This window comes from Phycisphaerae bacterium, from assembly GCA_012729815.1.
Classification (GTDB): Bacteria; Planctomycetota; Phycisphaerae; order JAAYCJ01; family JAAYCJ01; genus JAAYCJ01.
In genome coordinates this window covers 21,089-40,820 of record JAAYCJ010000298.1, presented here as the reverse complement: position 1 = coordinate 40,820, position 19,732 = coordinate 21,089, and the positions used below count along the sequence as shown (strand labels likewise).

Genomic DNA, 19,732 nt, shown 5'->3' with positions numbered 1-19,732 from the left:
GCTTCTTTCTTCTTTCAGCACCGGCCAACAACAATCAGTATATATTCTTCACAGGCCGTAGAGAAGTCTCAATGGAGGATCGTCGGCGCGTTGTCCTCGTGCGGCCTCGGCCGTCCTTGCGGCAAGGGCTCTGCTGTCGCCGATGCGATTGATCGTTGACAGTCCGTCGCACAACGGCTAGAAGAGCGGGGTTCGCGGCGCTGGACCGCATGGCGACCCAGAGGCAAGAGTATGCGTACGCTGGCCGAATGGACGGTTACCGAGTATTTCGGATACGACTGGCCGGAGCAGATGGTCTGGCACGAGGTATCCGGTCTGCCGGAAGGCTTGCCGCTTGAGGTGGTGGACCAGGCAAACCGGAGCCGGCCTGCCCAGTTTGACGCCCGCCGGCAGGCCGTCTGTTACGTTACCGATCTGCCCGCCCGGGCGGCGATGCGGTATGTTCTTGGGCCGGCTGGGAACCCCCCGGAGCCGTCGCTGGGTTGTTGCGAGGAGGGCGGACGGCTGCGGATTGACAACAGCCGGATCGGGATTGAGTTGGCGTGGGGCGAGGCGGCGGGGTCGGCGGCGGGCGAGCCGCCGCTGTTTGGCGTCCGTGGTGTGGATGGGGTCTGGTTCGGCGGCTCAGGTTTGCGGACCGGTTCGGCGGTCGTTTCGCGGCGGACGCGGTTCGACGCCAAAGGGCCCGTGCTGATCGAAGCCGTCCAGAGCTATGTGTTGGGCGATGGTACGACGCTGGAAATCATGTACGCCATCGATGCGGCGAGTCCGGTCGTTCGCGTGACGATCCGACAGGAAGGGCCAGCCGGTGGGGAGTTGGTCTGGCATCTCGGCTGCAAGTTCAGGCCCGATCAGGCCTACTGGCGGCCGTTTCATCCCAGCGAGGGACGCGCCCAGCGTCCGTGGAATCCGGATGGCTTCGAACGCCAGTCATACCCGATGCGGTATCCGGTCGTGCCGGATGTGGTCAATATGCGTCTGCTGTACAACTGGCCGATCGACGGCTCGAATCTCTGGGCCGGCTGGCGGCTTGACGACCGGCGCGACCTGCTGATGATCGGACCGATCCGGCCGTCGCGGAACCATACGCCACCGGAGTATCTCGCCGCCGAGCTGCGGGCTGGGACCGCTGATGGATCGCGTTTTCTCGATTACGCGATCCCGCTGCAGAACGGCGTGAAGGTCTTCGCCCTCGGCGTCCTGGACCGCGACCAGACGGACGTTGCCTGCGAACCGTCAGTCGGCCCAGCCAACGACATCGACCGGACGTACGCGCGGGTCAATATGCCAGGTCTTGACGACTATCACCGCATGGCCCTCGACTGGGAAGGCATTGAAAGCCTCGCCTTCCCGCGGCTGTGGCTCGATCCAGCCGAGTTGCCCGCGATTCACGACAAGGCCAAACGATGGGAGTGGTTTCGCGAGCGGTTCGAGAAGCATGCCGACGACCGCCTGTACAATCCGTACCTGTTGCGGACGATGCACCTGCGCGACGGCGATCCGCCGCTTGGCTCTGACCCGGCTGGGGCGTTTCTGGCCGGCGGCGAGCTTCGCCATGCTCAGCAGGCCAAGTGCGACCTGATGCGAAAACTCGATGCCGAGATCGATCTGCTCCTGAACTACGGCCCAGCGGTCGAGTACGCCATCGGCATCCGGATTTCGCGGCGTTGGCGGACCATGGTCGAGCAGTTCGATTTCGTGCTCGGCAGCGAGGCGTTCACTACGGACGAACGACTCGATGTCCTCCGCAAGCTCGCCTTCATCGCGGAGGTGATGTGCTCAGCCGACGCCTGGCCCGCCAGCGACGCCGGTCTGCATCGGGCCAATCCCAACTTCCATCCCGACGTGATCAGCGCCCGCGGCGTGGCGGCGGCCATGCTCACCGGTCATCCGCGACAGGCGGTTTGGATGGACGAGGCGGTGGCCGAGATGGAGTGGACGCTTCGGCAATCGACCTTCGCCTCCGGCTGCTTTGATGAGGCGCCCACCTACCAGTTCTGTTTCGTCAGTTACGCTCTGCAGATGGACGCCGCCGTCGCCCGTCAGGGCTGTCGCAAGCTGCGGGAGAGCGCGATCTTCACAAAGGCTTTGGATTACCTGGCGTCGATCCTCACGCCCGTCGATCCGCGGGCCGGACACGCGATGATCCCGACGATCGGCCACGTGACGTCGCACGCCCACTGCCAGAGCATGAGCGCGTATTTTGCGTGGGCGGCGTTGGCTGCGGCCAGGAGCGATCCATCGTTCAGCCGCCGGATGATGGCGGCCTGGCGGCGCGGCGGGGGCTACCTGCTGCCGCTGCACGAGTTCTGGAACGGCATGATTTGGGCGTTGCCGCTGTGCCTGGTCGATCCGGAGTTGCCCGCCGACGAAACGGGCGCGACGACGAGTTCGGTGGTGCACGAGGGCCTCGGGCCGGTGCTGCGGACGCGTCATGGCGACGGGAGTGAGGGCTATCTGCTCTATAAGCTCGGCGAGTCGCGCGGCCACTACGACGCGGACGAGGGCAGCCTGATCTGGTATGCGTTCGGCAAGCCGATCCTCACCGACTACGGCACGCAGTACACGCCGCTGATGGATCAGCCGTGGATGAACAACCGCATCTCGGTCGATCACAAGGCCGATCACCGGTTGGGCGGCAAGGTGCTGGCCGCTGCGCTGACCGACGGGGTCGATTACGTGTGCGGGCAGATTCCGATCGAGGGGCTGCACCCGGTCAGTGAATGGCCGCTGCGGTTTACCGAGGAGCACACGGCGGCTGGCCATCCCGCTTTGCCTGATGCGACACATCACCTCTGGCGGCGGCGCGTACTCTACCTGCACGAGTTGGAGGCGATCGTTCTGCTCGACCAGATCGACGGCCCGCTGCCGACCGACTGGAGCATCCACGTGCTGGCCGACGGTGCCCGGGTGCACGGGGCCAGGGCGACCTTGCGCGGGCAGTTCGGTTTGGATATCGCAGTCGACTTCCTGGCCCCGCACAATCCGCGGATCGAGATCAGCGGCTATTCGCATCTGGGTTTCGACGAGCCGGGCCAGCGGCACTTTCATTGGCGCGACATCCGATGGACCGCGCCGCCCGGCTTGACCATCACCGCGATGGCTGAGCGGACCACCATTCTTCGCGCCCGCGCCGAATCCAATCAGCCGTACCTGGCGATCCTGACCGCGTATCCCAACGACGACCCGCGGCCGACCGTCGTCCGTGGCGAGCGCGAATGGTCGGCGACCCTCACCTCCGTCCGCGGCCAGGTCGAAATCGCCACCGAACCGCCGTTCGATACGTGGCGCGTGCGGATCGCGACTCCGCACAGCCGATACGAGCGCATCCTGAGTTAGCCGCTGCAAAGGAAGGTTGCGATATGCCGCGAGAATTGACGATCAAAGGACCGGCTCGGATGCCGCGGGAGACGACGGCGGCGATCCAGGCGGCGGTGGACGCGCTCGGCGGCGAGGGCGGCGGCGTCTGCCGGATCGGAGCCGGCGACTATGAGCTCGATAACGCGATCTATCTGCGCCATCGCGTGACGCTTCGCGGCGACGGCGAGCGAACGGTCCTTCGGCCGATCCCAGCGGTGCGGTCGCCGCTGGTGACGTACGTGGGTTACGGCCACTACGACGTGCGGATCGCCCAGCCGCACCTTTTCCACGTCGGAATGGGCGTTCATATCGGCGACGGCCACTCCGGCGGGTTCTACGACACCACCGCTTCGCTGACCTGGCGGGACGGCGATCGGTTCGGCCTCAGCGAGGACCTCAAGCACGACTATACGCCCGAGCACGGCGCGACGATCACCGCGGCGTTTCCCGTGGTCGCCGGTCTGCTGGTCGCCGACGCAGCCGTCGAAAATCTTCAAATCGCCGGTCCGCGATGCGATCCGTTTCACCTGAACGGCTGTCGCGGCGGCGGGGTGTATCTGCGGCGGGCCGATCGCGTGGCGATCCGCGGCGTCACCGTTCGCGGCTATCCGGGCGAAGGCATCTCGTTCCAGCAGTGCCGCAACACGCTGATCGAGGACTGCCGGTTGATCGAGAACCTCGGCCACGGCTTGCATCCGGGCAGCGGATCCGTCGGTCCGGTCATGCGTCGGCTCGAGTGCCGCGGCAACCGCTGGTGCGGCGTATTCTACTGCCTGCGGGTGAACTACTCTATCCTCGAAGACTGCATCGTCGAGGGCAACGGGCAGGCAGGGCTCTCAATCGGCGCGCACGACACCGACAATCTGATCCGCCGCTGCACCATCGCCAACAACGCGCGGCCGGGCGTGTTCTGGCGGCCGGAAGATCGCATCCGCGCCGGCCATCGAATCACGCTGATCGACAACACCATTCGCGAGAACGTCCGCGACGGCCAAGCCGCCGCGGAGATCGACGTGGACGCCGGCGCGGAGGATATCCGTCTGTGCGGCAACACGATTTGTCCGCGCGACGGCGTCGCCGCCCTGCACGTCGGCGATCGCACGGTCAGCGTCTTCGCCGCCGAAGGCGATGCGCTCGAACCGACGTCTGGCAATACCGCTACGCTCAAGCGGCTGCCGCGAGATGACGCCTCATTTGCACCGGCGTGGCTGGAAGGCATTCCGCCAACCGCGGATCGCCACCTGCCGCCGCCGATCACCGCCGATTAAGGAACCATTCGTGAACGCAGAACAGACTTCGTCCCGACGCATCGCCTATCAGCTTCGCACCCAGATCTACGCCGACAGCTTCGAGCCGCAGAAGCGCGCCCTGCTCGACTACGTCGATCGCGTGCCGATCGATGAGGTGATCGTCTTCGTGCCCGACGTCGGCTATCGCACGTGCGGTTTGGCCACCGTCGACGAGTGCCGCGAGCACGCCCAACTCATCGAAGGCCTCTTCGCCGAACTGCGCCGTCGCGGCGTGGCGGTCAGCGTCAATTTCTTCTGGACGATGGGCTTCAGCAACGTCGGTTGTCAGGAGCGTGACCGGCGCGGATGGTTCGATTTCCGGGCGGCGGTCAACGATCGCGGCGCGGTCAGTTGGAACATCGCGTGCCCGCGCGACCGCCGCTGGCTTGACCACATGGCCGGGCTCTACCGCATCTACGCCGCGTTGGAGCCGCGCGTCTTCTGGCTGGACGACGACGTGCACGTGACGCTGCGCGAGAAAGTCGACTCGGCCTGCTTCTGTGACGACTGCATCGCCGAGATGGGCCGCCGCACCGGCCGAAGCTTCGACCGGGAAGGACTCACCGCGGCGATCATGGCCGATCCGCCAAACGCCGTCCGCAACGCGTGGCTCGACTTGCAGCGGGAAATCATGTTGACGATCGCGCGGACCCTCACCGACGCGGTTCACCAGGTCAGCCCGCGGACTCGCATGGGGCAGATGCTCTCGCCGCCCGAGTTGCACTGGGCTGAGGGCCGCCGGTTCGGCGAGTACCTCGACGCCCTGGCCACGCCCGAAACTCGTCCGGTGGTCCGGCCGCATTTGGGGCCTTATTGCGACGAACCGCCCGGCGGCTTGATCTACGGTTTTAACTGCGCCCGCCTCTGCCAGTTCGCGTTGCCCGACGACGTCGAGCACCATCCCGAGATCGAGAACTGGCCGAGCACCCAGTACAACAAATCGGTGGCCCTGACCGCCCTGCAGATCGAGATGGCGTGTCTTCTCGGCTGGACCGGCATTACGCTGTCGATCCATCCGGGCAGCGGGCGCATCGACCACGACCGGACGGGCATGCCCGCGATGCTCTCACGCATCCGCCCGCGGCTGAGTGCCATCGCGGAATTGGGCCTGCATCGCGACCAGTTCCGCGGCGTCGGATTGCTCTGGCACGAGGACGAACCGCGCGTGGTTCGCGGCTCAGCCGGGGCGACCAATCCCGCCGCCCTCATGCGATCCCGGCCGTGGGACGCCATCTTGCCGCTGCTGGGCTTCGCCACCGTCCATCGCCAAGCCGACGTCAACGCCGTCTCCGGCGAAATGCTCGAACTGCTCGATGAGAATACGCTGCGGGAGTTGTTCTCAGGCGGCGTAATCCTCGAGCGCCGCGCCGCGGAGTCGCTCCTGCGGATCGGCAAGGGCCGATGGGCGGGCCTGATCGAGATTGCCGATCCCGCCCCTTGCGTGATCGAGATCGTCACCGACCCCGCGTTCGGCGGCATCGACGGCGAAGAACTCGGCGCCGGCGGAAGCTTCTTCGCCACCCAGCCGCCCGGCCAGTTCCAGCTCGATCCCGCCTGCCGCGAAATCTCCGAGCTGCGAAGCTACGCGAACGCCCGCACCGGCCACGGCATCATCCTCTTTGAGAACGAACTCGGCGGCCGCGTCGCCGTCCTGCCCTACGACGGTCAGACCGCCATGAGCCCGGTCTACTTCAACTCCTTCGGCCGCGAAGCCCAGTTCGACGCGATCATCCGATGGCTCAGCCGCGGCGCCGGTCCCTGCGCCCGCGTGATCGGCGCCGCCAACGCGGTGCCGCTGCTGGCGTGTCGGGAATACGACATCATCCTGGCGGTGCTGAATCTTGGAAGCGATCCGATCGAGCCGCTGACCGTCGCGCTGAGCGGGAATCTCACCGCCCCGCTCAGTGTCGAGCATCTCGATAACGCCGGCCGATGGCAGCCGCTTGAGATCACGCTCTGCGCCTCCAACGGCGCATTGACGCTGCGGGCTCCGCTTCGCGTCGAACACCTGGGCACCGCGGTCTTTCGCATCAAGCCGCGCTGACTCTCATCGCGGCCTCAGATTCGAAAATGCGCCGCGGCGTCGGACGTCCGCTGGGTTACTCCGCGGTCAGCAGGTACCACATGGTCTTGTATTCGGGCGAAAGCTTGAGGACCAGCGTGTCGCTCTTTTCGCTCTTGACCAGCGGAACCTCCGCAGTGGGCATTCCGTCGGGACCGAGGGCCTGGCACTTCCAGTTGCCGGCGAGGAAGGGCAGGTCGGCGATCGTGGCGGCGACGGGCTCGATCAGCACGGGCGCTGCACCCCAGTTGCCGCCCACCGAGTCCCGCTTCTCGTTGAACTTCATCTCGGTGTTTTCGCACCGCTTGATGGCGGCGACCAGAATCTTCCTGCTCTGGCCGAACGGCTTTTCATCCATCGCGGTCATGGTCACAACGGCGAAGTCGGGTTTTTCGAGGGCCAGATTCGCATCGCCGGTGAGCCGGTCGGCGTGGCCCATCCAGACCATCGCCCCGGCCCCGGTGGCGACGTAGCGGCCGTGACCGTTGTCGGCGACGTCCCAGGTCAACTTCGACGGCGCCGCTGAGCTTGGCGACGAGAACGTCCGGTCCTTCCCGTCAAACGAGGTGACGAGCCGGGTGTTCAGGAAATCCTTCCAGGTCACCTTGGCTTGGTCCTGGAGCATGCGGAAGGTGTCGTAGTTCCAGTTGACCTGATGCTTGATGATGTCGAGGATGGGGTTCTCCTCGCCCACGTAGCTGACCACGCGGGTGGCGGCCAGCGGCTGAACTCCTCCGTTGCGGAAGATGGCGGCGCCGGCGGCCATGAATCCCCACTTGGCGGGATTCGCGTCGAAGTCGAACCAGTGGATCGTGTTGCGGCTGGGGTTGGGGTTGTACATGAAGAACCAGATCCCGTCCCAGTCCTGCAGGGCCGCGAACGACGCCATCAGCGGGACGCACTCAGCCTGGTAGTCGTTGGGGGCGCAGTGATTGTACTCGCTGTTGGTGTAGGGCTTGTCCTTGAACTGCTGGCTCGCCATGTAGAACATCAGGCCCGAGATCTTGTCCAGGTCGGTGGCGGTCTCGTGGGGGCTGTCGGTCATCGCGGCGCAGGGAACGGTCCACCGCTCGCTGTGCCATCGTTCGCCGGCCGCCCAGCGGGGATGTCCCCAGTAGGCGTGGCAGTCGATGTAATCCATGTTCTGCTGGGCCCAGAGATTCGCCGTGCCGAAGATGATCGTCCCGGTCACGTTGCCCTTGTAGCCCAGTTCCTCCTTGACGAGATTGCGCATCTGCTCCCAATAGCTGCGTTCGAGCTCCATCATGCAGCGGAAGCGGTCGATCTTGCGGGCGTCGGCTTCGGTCTTGGTCGCCTTGACCGTGCCCTGCCCCACGTCGTGTGATCCGACGCCGGCGGTGGCGAGGTCGTCGGCGCCGAAGAGCTTGACCGTTCCCTGCTCGAGGTCCTCGCCCTCTTCCAGCACCTCGCCCCAGGCGGCGCGGAACTTTTCGGTGGTCTTGTACTCCCGCTTGAGGAACTCGTTGAAGAATCCCTGGAGGATGTTCAGGTAGAACGGATCGAGATGCGGCAGCCGTTCCTCAGCGTCCCAGAGGAACAGGCTGTCCTCGTTGTTGATCTCGACGAACCCGCAGGCGGCGTCATCGGCGTACCGGACCTTGCGGTAGGGGTTCACGTGGCTCAGGAATTTCCTGGCGAAGTCCTTCTGGGCGTCGATGAGTTGCGGAACGAAGACGTCGAGAATTTTATCGAAGAAGACCTTGGTGTCGGGCAGGCCCAGTTCCTGGCTGTAGGATCGCGAGACGTGGAGGTTCAGGTTCCAGTAGATCCCGTTCTCGGCGAGCTGATGGAGGAAATAGTCGAACTGATCGAGGGTCCTGGTCTGGTCTTCGTCGAGGTTCTCGCGGCCCCAGAGGTTCTGGCCTTCCACCCCGTGGAACCGGATGCTGTTGACCCCAGCCTGCGCCAGCCGCCGGGCGATGATGGCGGCGTCCTCGTGCGATGGCGCGGTGAACCCCATGCTCATGCCCCAGACGCGGAACCGCTGGTCGCCGACGTAGAAACGATCGCCCCGGGCGACGACGCGAGCCCCGTCCGGCGCGATCGGCGGGGACGACAGCGCGATCAGGGAGGCGGGGTTGGCCTCCGCCGGAATATAGAAGGGCACCATCCCTTCCTGGTCCGCCCGCGCCGCTGAGCATGCGACACACAAGATAGCTGCCGTAACTACTTTTCTCATTGTCATTTATGATCTCCATTTTCGGGGTACAACACGCCATTATCGCCAATCTGGACACCGGGTCAATGATTGTACCCTCACGTGCCGCCCGCGATGCAAGTCAACGAAGTTGGCGCCTGGCCGACCTTCACCAGGTCGCGACTGCCGCCCTCCGCCTCAAGGCGAGATGACGGCCACGGCCGCACCGACTTCCCTGAATCTTAATTTATAAATAGTAAAGTATAGTAGCGGGTCTTTCTCCTGCCCAGGTCGCGTAAAGGATCCGGCACCAGAAAACAGACCTTGACGGAAATGCCGAGGTGGCATTATTATCAACTTATTACCCAACTACAGGATCGTTTTTCGCATGCTGCAGTCGGCGATGTGCCAACGATGGCCTAAACTCGGAGCGTGGCTGGTACTCATTCTAGCCGGTGGCGCCGCCCTGGTCTGGACGGCGCGGGCCGCCGGGCCGGCGACGTCGCCGCGTCGGCAGATCGTTCTGGCGGTGCCCGCCGGCGGCCAAAGGATGATGATGCTCCGGCAGGTGGTCGACCAGTTCCACCGCACCTGCCCGGAGGTGGAGGTCAAACTCCGCGGCATTCCCGGCGGCAAATACTACCAGAAGGTGCTGGTCATGCTGGCCAGCCGCACCGGGCCGGACGTGATGTGGATGGGCCAGTCGTTCTCGGAATTCGCCGATCGGGAGGTGTTTCTGGACCTCTCGCCCTACATCGCCCGCGACCTGAACCTCGCTGAGTATCACCCGCAGGCGATGGGCTGGTACCGCTACGGCGACCGGCAGTTTGGGATTCCCACCGGTATCGACATCCGCATCATGGTCTACAACGAGGAACTCTTCGACGAGGAAGGTCTGGACTATCCGAAGAATGACTGGACCTTCGCCGAATTCCTCGAAAAGGCCAAGCGGCTGACCAAAGACCGCGACGGCGACGGGCGGATCGACCAGTACGGCTACATCGGCATCCTCGAGCAATTGCTGTTCGACGCGCAGTTCATCGCGGACGATGGCGCCCGCGCCACCTGTAACACGCCGGAAATGCTGGACTACCTTCAGACGAACGTGGACCTGGCCGAACGCTATCGCGTCTCGCCGACCCCGCGCCAGATGCAGCAGACGGCGGGCATCGACAAGTACGCCCTCTTTCGCCAGGGCCGGGCCGCGATCATGATGATGGCCTCGTGGGACCTGCCGGCCCTCAAAAAACAGTGCGCGGACCTGCGGTGGGACGTGGTGCTCAACCCCCAAGTCCGCCGGCAGGGCCAGTGGGCCTCGAGCCAGTCGTATACGATCTGGGCCCAGACGCCGGAGCCCGACGCCTGCTGGGAACTCTGCAAGCTCCTGTGCGGCCCGTCGTTACAGAAGCAGATGGCGTTTGCCGCCATTCCGACGCACCTGCCAACTCTGGCTCAGGCGGCGGCTGAGCACCGCGGCCGACCGGCCAACGTCGAGGCGTTTGTGCAAGCGACGCGGATGCTCGATCCGACGCCGCGCGTGCCGGACCTCCAGGAACTCCAGCAGTTGTTCCACGACGCCTGCCAGAGTGTCTTTGTCGGCCGGGCCGATGCCGCCGAGGCCATGGACCGTGCCCAACGCCGGATCGATCGGGCAATCAGGAAGGAATCGCGATGAATCAGCGGCAGAACATCGCAGCGGGCCTGTTTCTGGCCCCGAACTTCCTGGGTTTTCTGATCTTTACGCTCCTGCCGGTCGGCGCAGCGATGCTGCTGAGCCTGTTTCGCTGGGACATCTTCCACGCCCCGCAGTTCGTCGGCTTCCAGAACTTCGTAGATCTGCTCGGCGGCCACTGGCGAGACGGCCGGTTCGAGTGGAACGACCCGCACTTCTGGAAGTACCTGGGCAACACGGCGTTTCTGATGATGGCGATCCCGGTCTCGATGGCGTCGTCGCTGTTTCTGGCCATCATGCTCAACCAGCAGATCCGCGGCCGCAGCTTCTTCCGGACGATCTTCTATCTGCCGACGATCTGCGCGGGTGTGGCCCTGCTGATGCTCTGGAAGTACATGCTCAACGAGGAGTTCGGTCTGGTGAACCGATTCCTGGCGGTCATCGGCGTCGATGGGCCGGGCTGGCTGACCAGCTACCACTGGGCCAAGCCGGCGATCATGATGGTGACCATCTGGACGACCATGGGCGGCACCAACATGATCCTCTACCTGGCCGGACTGCAGTGCATCCCGCCCGAGCTCTACGAAGCGGCGGAGATCGACGGGGCCGGCTCGTGGCAGGCCTTCACGCAGGTCACCTGGCCCCTGCTGAGCCCGACCACGTTCTTTATCTTCATCACCTCGGTCATTCACGGTCTTCAAGGCGGCTTCGAGGCGGCCTACATCATGACCGAGGGCGGCCCGGACGGGGCGACGACCACGATGGGCTACTACATCTTCAACCACGCGTTCCAGTGGTTCAACATGGGCTACGCCGCGGCGATCGCGATGGTACTGTTCGTCATCATCCTGACCGTCACGCTGGTCAACTGGCGCTACGGCGGACGGAAGGTGGAATATGCCTGAGCGAACCCGCACAACCCGCCGCCGATGGCGACACGGAGCGACCTACGTGTTGCTCGCCGTGGTCGGCGTGGGCATGGTCGTCCCGTTCCTATGGATGATCCTGACCAGCCTCAAATCGCCCGAGGCCGACGTGATGGACCTGCGGGCCGTCTTCCCCGAACCCGCAGCGGTCCTGGCCGCCCGGCAGATCCGCCAGCCGGACGGGCTGGTTCGGCGCATCACCGATCCGCGGGTCCGCTCGCAGCCGGCGACCCCCGCCGGGCGGCTCTGGTCGATGCTCGAAGAGCCCGACCACCAGGCCCTGCTGAAGCTGGCCGAGACGCCCGGGCCGCTGGACCCCTTCCAGGTCGATCTGCTGGTCGAGGTGCTCAACACGCTCCTGGCCAAGCGCGAGCTCTACGAGCCGACGGTATTTCCCGTCGCCCAACTGCCCGCGGACGTGCCGGCCATCCTGCGCCATACCGACGGCCAAACCGGCCAGCCGCTTAACGGCCTCAAGCACGCCCAGGTCCTGCACCTGAACCGCCGCCTGCTGGAGTGGGCCCTGCCGGACTACATCGAGCCGGGTCGGCGGGTCACCCTGGTCAACTACCAGCGGGTTTTCCAGGAGACCAACTTCGGCCGGGCGCTGTTCAACAGCATCGTCGTCACGCTGATCGTCACGTTCGGCCAGGTATTCACCAGTTCGCTGGCGGCGTTCGCGTTCGCCCGGCTGCGGTTCACCGGGCGCGACAAGCTGTTCTTCGGCTACCTGGCCACGATGATGATTCCAGGCTCCGTGACGATGATCCCGGTGTTCATCCTGCTGCGCCATCTGGGTTGGATCGACAGCTATGCTGCACTGATCCTGCCCGTGATGTTCACCGCCTACGGCACGTTCATGCTCCGGCAGTTCTTCATGGGTCTGCCGACGGCGTTGGAGGAGGCGGCCGTCCTTGACGGCTGCGGCATGCTGCGGATCTACTGGCACGTGGCGCTACCGCTGAGCAAGCCGGCCCTGGCTGCGCTGGGCATCCTGACGTTCATGGGCGCGTGGCGGTCGTTCATGTGGCCGCTGATCGTCGCCCACAGCCCGGAGCACTACACGCTGCCGGTGGCCATCGCCCAGTTCCAGGGCATGTTCGGCACCGAGTGGACGCTGCTGATGGCCGGCGCGATGATCATGATCGTCCCGATGCTGATTGTCTTCGCCTTCGGCCAGCGGTATTTCGTCAGCGGGATCCGCGTCGGCGCGGTCAAGGAGTGAATTGGATGGTGACACTGATATGTCAATGACGGATATGCGAAGGTCTTGTGAATCATGACAAAAAACGCACTGGTGGTTTACGGCGGATTCGAGGGCCATCGGCCCGAACAATGCGCAGCGGTCTTCATTCCCTTTCTGGAGAAACAGGGCTATCGCGTCCATCCGCGAACGACGCTGGAGGTCTATGCGGACAAGGATTTCCTCGCGTCACTGGACCTGATCCTGCAGATCTGGACGCTGGGTGATTTCACCGCTGAGCAGGGCAAGGGGCTTTCCGACGCCGTCCGAAGCGGCGTGGGCCTGGCCGGTTTTCACGGCGGGATCGTCGATTCGTGGCGGTCGAATCCCAAGTACCAGTGGATGACCGGCGGCCAGTTCGTGGCCCATCCCGGCTGCGGCCCGGACACCAAAATCCCCAGCCACGCGGTCAACATCGTCGATCGCGACCATCCGATCACGCGCGGCCTGCCGGATTTCGAGCTGCAGGACACCGAACAGTACTACATGATCGTCGATCCGGGCGTACACGTGCTGGCCACGACGACCTTTTCCGGAGAATACGGCACGCCGGGCCTGTATCCGCCGGGCGTGGTCATGCCCTACGCCTGGACGCGGACGTGGGGCGACGGCCGCGTCTTTGTCGCCGGCTGGGGACATACGGAGAAGGACTTTGACGAGCCGACCGCCCTGGCCATCGTCGAGCGCGGCCTGCTGTGGGCCACGCGAACATCCGGATAAGCGCAGCCGAATGTCGCTGCGATCGCCTTTGCCTTTACCGGGCAAAATCAGATATAATAGTGATAAAATCATGCCCGCATTGTTTGCGATGCGGGCAACGTGACTGATATGAATTATGATGATGTAAAATGAAGACATCGCCCAGCCTCAAAGACATTGCCGATACGGCCAAGGTGTCCATCCGAACGGTGGCCCGGGTCATCAAGAACAACGGGTACGTCAGTCCCGAGACCCGCGACAGCGTCAACGAGGTCATTCGGCGGCTCGGATACCGGCCCAACCGCTACGCCAGGAGCCTCCGCGAGCAGCGGAGCTTCGAGATCACCGTGATCTCGTGGACGCACGACGAGATCCACATGGAGAAGCTTCGCGCCCTCGAGACGCTGGTCCGCAAGCACGACTACTGCATGACCCTTCTGTTCGACCCGATGCGAACGCCCGCGGACGTCGAGCACGTGGTGGAGGAACTGCGGAACCGCCGGCCCGCCGCGGTGGCCGTCATCTCCCGCCCGCCGCTCGATGACGCGTGCTGGGCGCGGCAACTCGAAGAGGCCCAGCTCCCGTTCCTGTTCATCGATTCGGAAGACCCGCGGATGGACTCGCCGCGGACCGACCGCGAGAGCGGGGTCTTCGACGCCGTCGAGTACCTGGTCTCCACGGGCCGACGGCGCGTGGCCTACGTCGGCCGCGTCGAGAGCTATCGGGGTGCCTCAGCCAGGCTTCGAGGCTATCAGCGGGCTGTGCGAAAGCATGAGTTGCCCGAGATGGTTGTCCCCATCGAAAGCGATCTGGACAAGTGGGAGGCGGGCCGGATGGCGGTTGAGAGCCTGGCCCGGCTGTGGCCTCTTCCCGACGCCGTCCAGGCCTATTCGGATGAATTGGCGATGTCGTTCATGTACTTCCTGCAGAAACAGGGCATCCGGGTTCCCGATGACATCGCGGTGATGGGCTTCGACGACCGCCGCGCCGCCCGGTTTGCCTCGCCGCCGCTCTCGACCGTCAAGCAGCCCAACGAGGAACTGGGGCAGGTGGTCGGCGAGCTCCTGCTGCGAAAAATCCACAACCAGGGACCGCCCGAGGGGGGATGGTCTCCGGCGGTCCGCCCCACGCTCGTCATCCGGGAGACCACGTAACTTCCTATGGTTTATGCGCTTGCGGCCGCGCCACCGGTCTTTGTCCATCCGCCCGGCGGACGGGCGGGGGAGCAGCGGAAAAAGATTTGCATCGCTAAGCACTTCTTGATACAATGCCATCGTTGGCATATGGAATACCTGTCTCTGGGCGTACTCATCGCGTGTGCAACGCAAGCCATATCGCGAGCTTTTTTTGGGTCTCTATGTGCCAACGATGGCAGTCTGGTAGTGGAGCACCTTTTAGTGCGGAAGGAGAGGACAATGAGCAGGGTTTCGATGCAGTTCTGGATGTCGGCGTGTCTGCTGGTGTCTTGCCTGGCGGTTCCGCGAGCGGCCGATGCCGCCTGGCCGGCCCCCGCAGCCGGGTGGGAAGGGCAGTACAGCGCCTCGGTGGGTCTGCCGACGGTCGCCACGCCGGCCTGGACCAACGGCGGCATGGCCGGGTCGATCGACGCCACGGGTGACGGCGGCAATCCAACGCTATGGATGGACATGGACGCCAGCAACAACGGCGGGATCTACTATGGTCCCGGCAGTGGGACGGCGGCCGATCAGGTCACAATCGACTTCCGCCTGAACACGATGGACACCACGTTGACTTCGGACGTCTTGCAGTTCCACCTTCGCGTCTATCGGCCGCTGGCCACCGGTGGAAGCCAGATGTGGACCTACCAGTTCAGCAAGGACACGATCAAGCTGGAGGGTAACAACGACCTGGTCGCGACGTTTGACGAGGGCTGGCACGACTGGCGGATCACCATTGACGCCGCCACGTTGGAGAGCAACGTCTACCTGGACGGCGGCACGGAGGTCCTGCTCACCCACTCGGGCAAACGCTACAGCACCACCACGGTCCGCAACCGGATGGAGTTCGGCCGCAATAACGAGGCCGTGCTGGGTGAGGCGGAACTGACCCATCTCCGCTGGACCAACAGCGAGATCGTTGTTCCCGAACCGGCGACCCTTTCGCTCCTGGGAGTCGCTGGGCTCGCCTTGCTTCGCAGGCGACGCCGATAGGGCCGGTTGGACGGAACAGCCACGGGAGGGCAGGAGACACCCAGGCCAGCCGTCGGCGCAACTCGCCCAAACGGCTGGCCTTTCTACGCCAGCACCGACATTGTGGCCGATTCTGCATGGGTTCGGCCTCGCCGGCGGTTCAGCAATGTCGCTCATGTGTTTCCCTCGATGCCGGTCCCGCGGGAAAGTATTTGCATTGTTGGGCTCCTTTTGCTACAATGCCATCGTTGGCACAAAGGGTTTTCCGCTTCCGAACCGGCCGCCTCGCGCGTCTGGCGGATCATTGATGGCTTCCGCTTTCGTATGCCATCGATGGCGGTTGGTTCAGCGACGGCTGTCCGGAGTGGCAGGAGAGGACGATGAGTAGGGTTTGGATGCGGTCTTGGACGTCGACGTGTCTGCTCATGTCTTGTCTTGCGCTTTCGGGCGCGGCCGATGCCGCCTGGCCGGATCCCACAGCCGGGTGGGAAGGGCAGTACAGCGCTTCGTCGGGTCTGCCGACGGCGGCCAAGCCCGCCTGGACCAACGGCGGCATGGTCGGATCGATCGACGCCGTCGGCGACGGCGGGAATCCGACCCTGAAGATGGACATGGGCGCCAGCAGCAGCGGCGGGATCTACTACGGTCCCGGCAGCGGGACGGCCTCCGATCGGGTCACGATCGACTTTCGTCTGAACACGACGGACGCTGCGCCGGCGTCGGATGTCATGCAGTTTCACCTTCGCGTCTACCGGCCCCTGGCGAAGGGCGGGGGCCAGATGTGGACCTACCAGTTCAGCAAGGACACGATCAAGCTGGAGGGTAACAACGACTTTGTCGCCAGGTTCGATGAGGGCTGGCACGACTGGCGGATCACGATCGACGCGGCCACGCGGGAGAGCAAAGTGTATCTCGACGGGAGTTCCGAGGCCCTGATCGGCCACTCGGGCAAGCGCTACAGCGCCACCAAGGTCCGCAACCGCTTGGAATTCGGCCGCAACAATGAAGGCGTCTTGGGCGAGACGAGGCTGTCTTATCTTCGCTGGACCAATAGTGAGATCGTCGTTCCCGAACCGGCCTCCCTTTCCCCTTCGGGAAGCGCCAGCGCGGGCGTCCCGACCGTCGATTGGTCGCCGGAGACGTTTGTCGTCTGGCCGCTGAGGACCGACGGTCCCGATCAGCAGGCGGTGGTTTCGCTGGGCGACTGGTTCCGCGTGAACGCCATGTTCGGCCGGCCCGGCGTCAGGTTCATCGTCAACAACATGGCCCTTTGCGGCCTTCGAACCATCTGGTTCCGCTGCGGTGCGGGCGGATGGCTCATCTATCCCAGCCAAGTTCCCGGTGCTGTGATTTCCCGCTACGCCGACACGTCCTACGACAACAGCGCCTTTGACGCCCTCGAGGAGACCGTGACCTTCGGCCACCGCCTGGGCATGTCGGTCTTTGCCTGGTTCCCGGTGCTGGAAGAGACGCACGGCTCGCAGGAGAACGACCGGAGCCGCTACGTGGACCTTCACGCCGACCAATGGGGTCGGACGCACGAGAATCTCCCTTCCGGCCTGCCGAGTTTTGCCGAGCCGGCGTATCGCGAGTACAAACTCCAGATCATCCGCGAACTTGTCAGCCGGTACGACGTGGACGGCTTGGTGCTGGATTTCGAACGCAACAGCGGGCGGCTTCGCACGAACGATTCCGACTATCATTCCGCCATTGTCGAAGCTTTTCGCAAGCAAACCGGCAAGGACGCCTTCTCGCTGCCGACCGACGATCCGCAGTGGATGGCCTTTCGGGCCCAGTACGTGGGGATGGTGATCAAGGAGGCTTCCGACCTGATCCGGAAGCTCGATCGGCCGGTGAAGCTGATCGTGATGTTTCCCGCCGGCGAGCCGCTGAGCGCCTTCTGGGACGCGAAGGCGTGGGAAGAATGGGTGGATGGGTTCGCCTTGGCTGCGCACGGCGAGCCAGGCGAATCGTGGGAGAGCCCGACTGCCCAGGCCGACCGGTGGTTCGAGGAGGCCAGCCGGTTCGACAAGCCGTCCAGCCTGATCTTCTACTGCGGCGGGGCGACGGACGAGCAGTTCGCCGAGCGGGTCGCCAAGGGCGTCGAGGCGGGCTTCCGGTCGATCGTTTACTTTGAGACGACGCATTTGTACTGGCACAAGCGGTGGAGCGTTCCGCTGTCGCTGGCCTGTCCCAGCGAGGCGACGCTGGTTGGTCCGGCGGCAGACCTGACCGGCGGCGGCGAACTGCAGGTGCTGGCTGTGGGCGACTGGCGGATGACGATCGGGTCGTCTATCGAAGCGGCGGCTGAGGGAAAGGCGATGGAACCGGCAACGGTCCAACTGCCGGCGCGAGCGGGTTCGCACCGATTGGCGTTCCACGTGCGGTTAGGCCGCGGGCCGCTTGCCGGCGGCTTGGCCGTGCAGGGCAAGACCGTCGACGGGACGGGCGTCGAGCACCCGTTCCGCACGGACCGGACGTGGACGGTCGAAGGCAGCGGCTTGGAACTGAGGACGATCGGTCAGCCGGGCATTCCGCCGTTTCTGGTTGAAGGGCCGATCCGTGCAGGAGCCGAGCGATGAATCCGATGCGAGTCCAACTCGTTTTGATATTTGTGTTGCTGGCGTCAGCGTCTTCGCCGGCGGAGTCCGACCGGATGTACCTGGCCCACGACCCGCCGTGGTCCGGGGGTTGGCTGTGGGGCCCGGCCGAGAAGGCGCCGCCGTTGGAGGTGGATTTCGCCCGTTGGCTGAAGGCTTGCCCGGCAAGCTGGGGCGAGCCGATGGTGCGGCGGGTGCTCGGAAACGCCTGCGCAGCGGGCATCCGCGAGGTCTGCCTGCGGATGCAGGACGAGCGGGGCCGGCTGCTGTATCCTTCGGCCCGCCCCGAGAAGGTGCTTGGCTGGACCAACTACGGCGTGGACTTCGGCTCCGACGATCTGGCGGCGTTGGCCATCCAGGTCGCCGGACGGCTCGATATGGACATCAAGCTCGTGGCCGATGAGTCGATCGGCCCGGAGGTTCGCCGGCGCTATCCTAAAACGCCGGTCGTTGCGCCCGAAGCGTTGCCGAAGTCGGCGTTGAAGGAAGTCCAGGTCCACAGCGACGCCGTCGAGGGCTTGGCCCGCAAGCATCAGAACCCCGAGCCGCAGTGCTTCCGCAAGACGTTCGAGATCGAGCACACCGCCAAGGACGCGAAACTGACGATAACCGCGATGCAGACCTACCGCGGGTACCTCGACGGCAAGTTGATCGGCACGGACAGCTCGTGGCAAAACGGTGAGACGTACGATCTGACGAAGCGGCTGGGTCCGGGTCGGCACGTGCTGGCGGTGGCGGTGGACGCTCCGCCGCACGGGACCTGGATGGTGGGCATGATCGCCAATCTGCGGTGGACCGACGCATCCGGGCAACAACACGAGCTGGTCACCGACACGACCTGGCGGCGGATGGCGCATCCAACCGGCGAATGGACCGCGGTGAACTACGACGATGCGGACTGGCAGCGGCCGGTCGTGGTGGGATTCGAAGGGACGGGCCCGCGGTTCCTGCGGCTGCGCGAGCCGTGGCGAAATCCGCGTCCGCTGCTGTCGGACGAGGCCCGCGACGATCTGCTGATCCGGCCGACAGAGGTCACCGCCTCGCACGAGCAGGACAAGGCCCGCGCCGCGGCGGACCTGGCCATTTGCGACAGCTTCGCTCCGTGCTGGGCCTCGCGCGGTATGCCGGCGACGTTGACCTTCACGTTCGACAAGGAAGAGACCGTCGCGGCGGTGCGGATCCACAGCGGCCAGCTCGCGTTCGACGCCTATCCCTCCGGCGCCTGCGAGATCAAACGCTTCAAGCTCGAGGCCCGCAGAGAGGGCCAGTGGATCGACCTGACCGGGGAGTTGACCGCGGAACGTTACCAGCGGCAGTTCCCTTCCTCGTCGTTTTTCACCGAGGCAACCTTCGATCCGGTCTCTACGGATGCGATCCGATTGTCGATATACGAGTCGTACGACACCGGGCTGCGGTTCACCAGTCCAAGCGGTCCGGCGCTGCCGCTCGAGAAGCGGGTCTGCAAGATCCGCGAAGTCGAGCTGTTCCGCGGTCCGCCGCCGCAAAGGTGAGGAAGGTGACGTGGTCGAGAGATGCACGTGCGGAATCGGAGACCAGAGAATTACCGCTGTCA

The 19,732-nt window shown here is 64.8% G+C and carries 12 protein-coding genes; 11 read left to right on the top strand and 1 reads right to left on the bottom strand.

From position 1 onward, the window contains the following. Positions 1–231: 231 nt before the first annotated feature. Genes GXY33_19250 through GXY33_19240 form a run of 3 tightly spaced genes read left to right on the top strand, consistent with a single transcriptional unit; the run spans position 232 to position 6,693 of the window. Positions 232–3,339, top strand: coding sequence for a hypothetical protein (locus GXY33_19250; GenBank protein NLX07281.1), 3,108 nt, complete (start codon positions 232–234; stop codon positions 3,337–3,339). A gap of 23 nt (positions 3,340–3,362) precedes the next feature. Further along, entirely contained in the window at positions 3,363–4,628 is a 1,266-nt protein-coding gene (locus GXY33_19245) for a hypothetical protein (protein NLX07280.1), read from the top strand. Between the two features lie 10 nt (positions 4,629–4,638). After that, a complete protein-coding gene (locus GXY33_19240; protein ID NLX07279.1) occupies positions 4,639–6,693 on the top strand; it encodes a hypothetical protein in 2,055 nt (684 codons plus the stop codon). Positions 6,694–6,748: 55 nt separating this feature from the next. Here the strand turns inward: GXY33_19240 and GXY33_19235 are convergent, their stop codons facing one another. Then, entirely contained in the window at positions 6,749–8,917 is a 2,169-nt protein-coding gene (locus GXY33_19235; GenBank protein NLX07278.1) for a hypothetical protein, read from the bottom strand. A gap of 340 nt (positions 8,918–9,257) precedes the next feature. Here GXY33_19235 and GXY33_19230 point away from each other — a divergent pair, with 340 nt between their 5' ends. From GXY33_19230 to GXY33_19195, 8 genes are all read left to right on the top strand, one after another. After that, positions 9,258–10,544 (top strand): sugar ABC transporter substrate-binding protein, encoded by a 1,287-nt coding sequence (locus GXY33_19230; GenBank protein ID NLX07277.1) that lies wholly within the window; start codon positions 9,258–9,260, stop codon positions 10,542–10,544. Then, positions 10,541–11,446, top strand: a complete 906-nt coding sequence (locus GXY33_19225) for a sugar ABC transporter permease (protein ID NLX07276.1) — start codon at positions 10,541–10,543, stop codon at positions 11,444–11,446. The genes GXY33_19230 and GXY33_19225 overlap by 4 nt, the downstream gene beginning before the upstream one ends. Before the next feature lie 274 nt (positions 11,447–11,720). Next, positions 11,721–12,692, top strand: coding sequence for a carbohydrate ABC transporter permease (locus GXY33_19220; GenBank protein NLX07275.1), 972 nt, complete (start codon positions 11,721–11,723; stop codon positions 12,690–12,692). 54 nt (positions 12,693–12,746) lie between these two features. Further along, positions 12,747–13,430, top strand: a complete 684-nt coding sequence (locus tag GXY33_19215; GenBank protein ID NLX07274.1) for a ThuA domain-containing protein — start codon at positions 12,747–12,749, stop codon at positions 13,428–13,430. 128 nt (positions 13,431–13,558) lie between these two features. Continuing rightward, positions 13,559–14,563 (top strand): LacI family transcriptional regulator, encoded by a 1,005-nt coding sequence (locus GXY33_19210; protein NLX07273.1) that lies wholly within the window; start codon positions 13,559–13,561, stop codon positions 14,561–14,563. Positions 14,564–14,824: 261 nt separating this feature from the next. Then, complete coding sequence (locus tag GXY33_19205) at positions 14,825–15,580, top strand: PEP-CTERM sorting domain-containing protein (GenBank protein ID NLX07272.1); 756 nt, start codon at positions 14,825–14,827, stop codon at positions 15,578–15,580. A gap of 359 nt (positions 15,581–15,939) precedes the next feature. Next, positions 15,940–18,141, top strand: coding sequence for a family 10 glycosylhydrolase (locus tag GXY33_19200; protein NLX07271.1), 2,202 nt, complete (start codon positions 15,940–15,942; stop codon positions 18,139–18,141). Further along, positions 18,138–19,670, top strand: a complete 1,533-nt coding sequence (locus GXY33_19195) for a hypothetical protein (GenBank protein ID NLX07270.1) — start codon at positions 18,138–18,140, stop codon at positions 19,668–19,670. Before GXY33_19200 ends, GXY33_19195 begins: the two co-directional genes overlap by 4 nt. Positions 19,671–19,732 lie beyond the last annotated feature (62 nt).

What these genes read in the sequence shown, in the direction of transcription:
- GXY33_19250 (NLX07281.1), top strand. Translation starts at nt 232, where the DNA reads ATGCGTACGCTGGCCGAATGGACGGTTACCGAGTATTTCGGATACGAC.
- GXY33_19245 (NLX07280.1), top strand. Translation starts at nt 3,363, where the DNA reads ATGCCGCGAGAATTGACGATCAAAGGACCGGCTCGGATGCCGCGGGAG.
- GXY33_19235 (NLX07278.1), bottom strand. Translation starts at nt 8,917, where the DNA reads ATGACAATGAGAAAAGTAGTTACGGCAGCTATCTTGTGTGTCGCATGC.
- GXY33_19230 (NLX07277.1), top strand. Translation starts at nt 9,258, where the DNA reads ATGCTGCAGTCGGCGATGTGCCAACGATGGCCTAAACTCGGAGCGTGG.
- GXY33_19225 (NLX07276.1), top strand. Translation starts at nt 10,541, where the DNA reads ATGAATCAGCGGCAGAACATCGCAGCGGGCCTGTTTCTGGCCCCGAAC.
- GXY33_19220 (NLX07275.1), top strand. Translation starts at nt 11,721, where the DNA reads ATGCTCGAAGAGCCCGACCACCAGGCCCTGCTGAAGCTGGCCGAGACG.
- GXY33_19215 (NLX07274.1), top strand. Translation starts at nt 12,747, where the DNA reads ATGACAAAAAACGCACTGGTGGTTTACGGCGGATTCGAGGGCCATCGG.
- GXY33_19210 (NLX07273.1), top strand. Translation starts at nt 13,559, where the DNA reads ATGAAGACATCGCCCAGCCTCAAAGACATTGCCGATACGGCCAAGGTG.
- GXY33_19205 (NLX07272.1), top strand. Translation starts at nt 14,825, where the DNA reads ATGAGCAGGGTTTCGATGCAGTTCTGGATGTCGGCGTGTCTGCTGGTG.
- GXY33_19200 (NLX07271.1), top strand. Translation starts at nt 15,940, where the DNA reads ATGAGTAGGGTTTGGATGCGGTCTTGGACGTCGACGTGTCTGCTCATG.
- GXY33_19195 (NLX07270.1), top strand. Translation starts at nt 18,138, where the DNA reads ATGAATCCGATGCGAGTCCAACTCGTTTTGATATTTGTGTTGCTGGCG.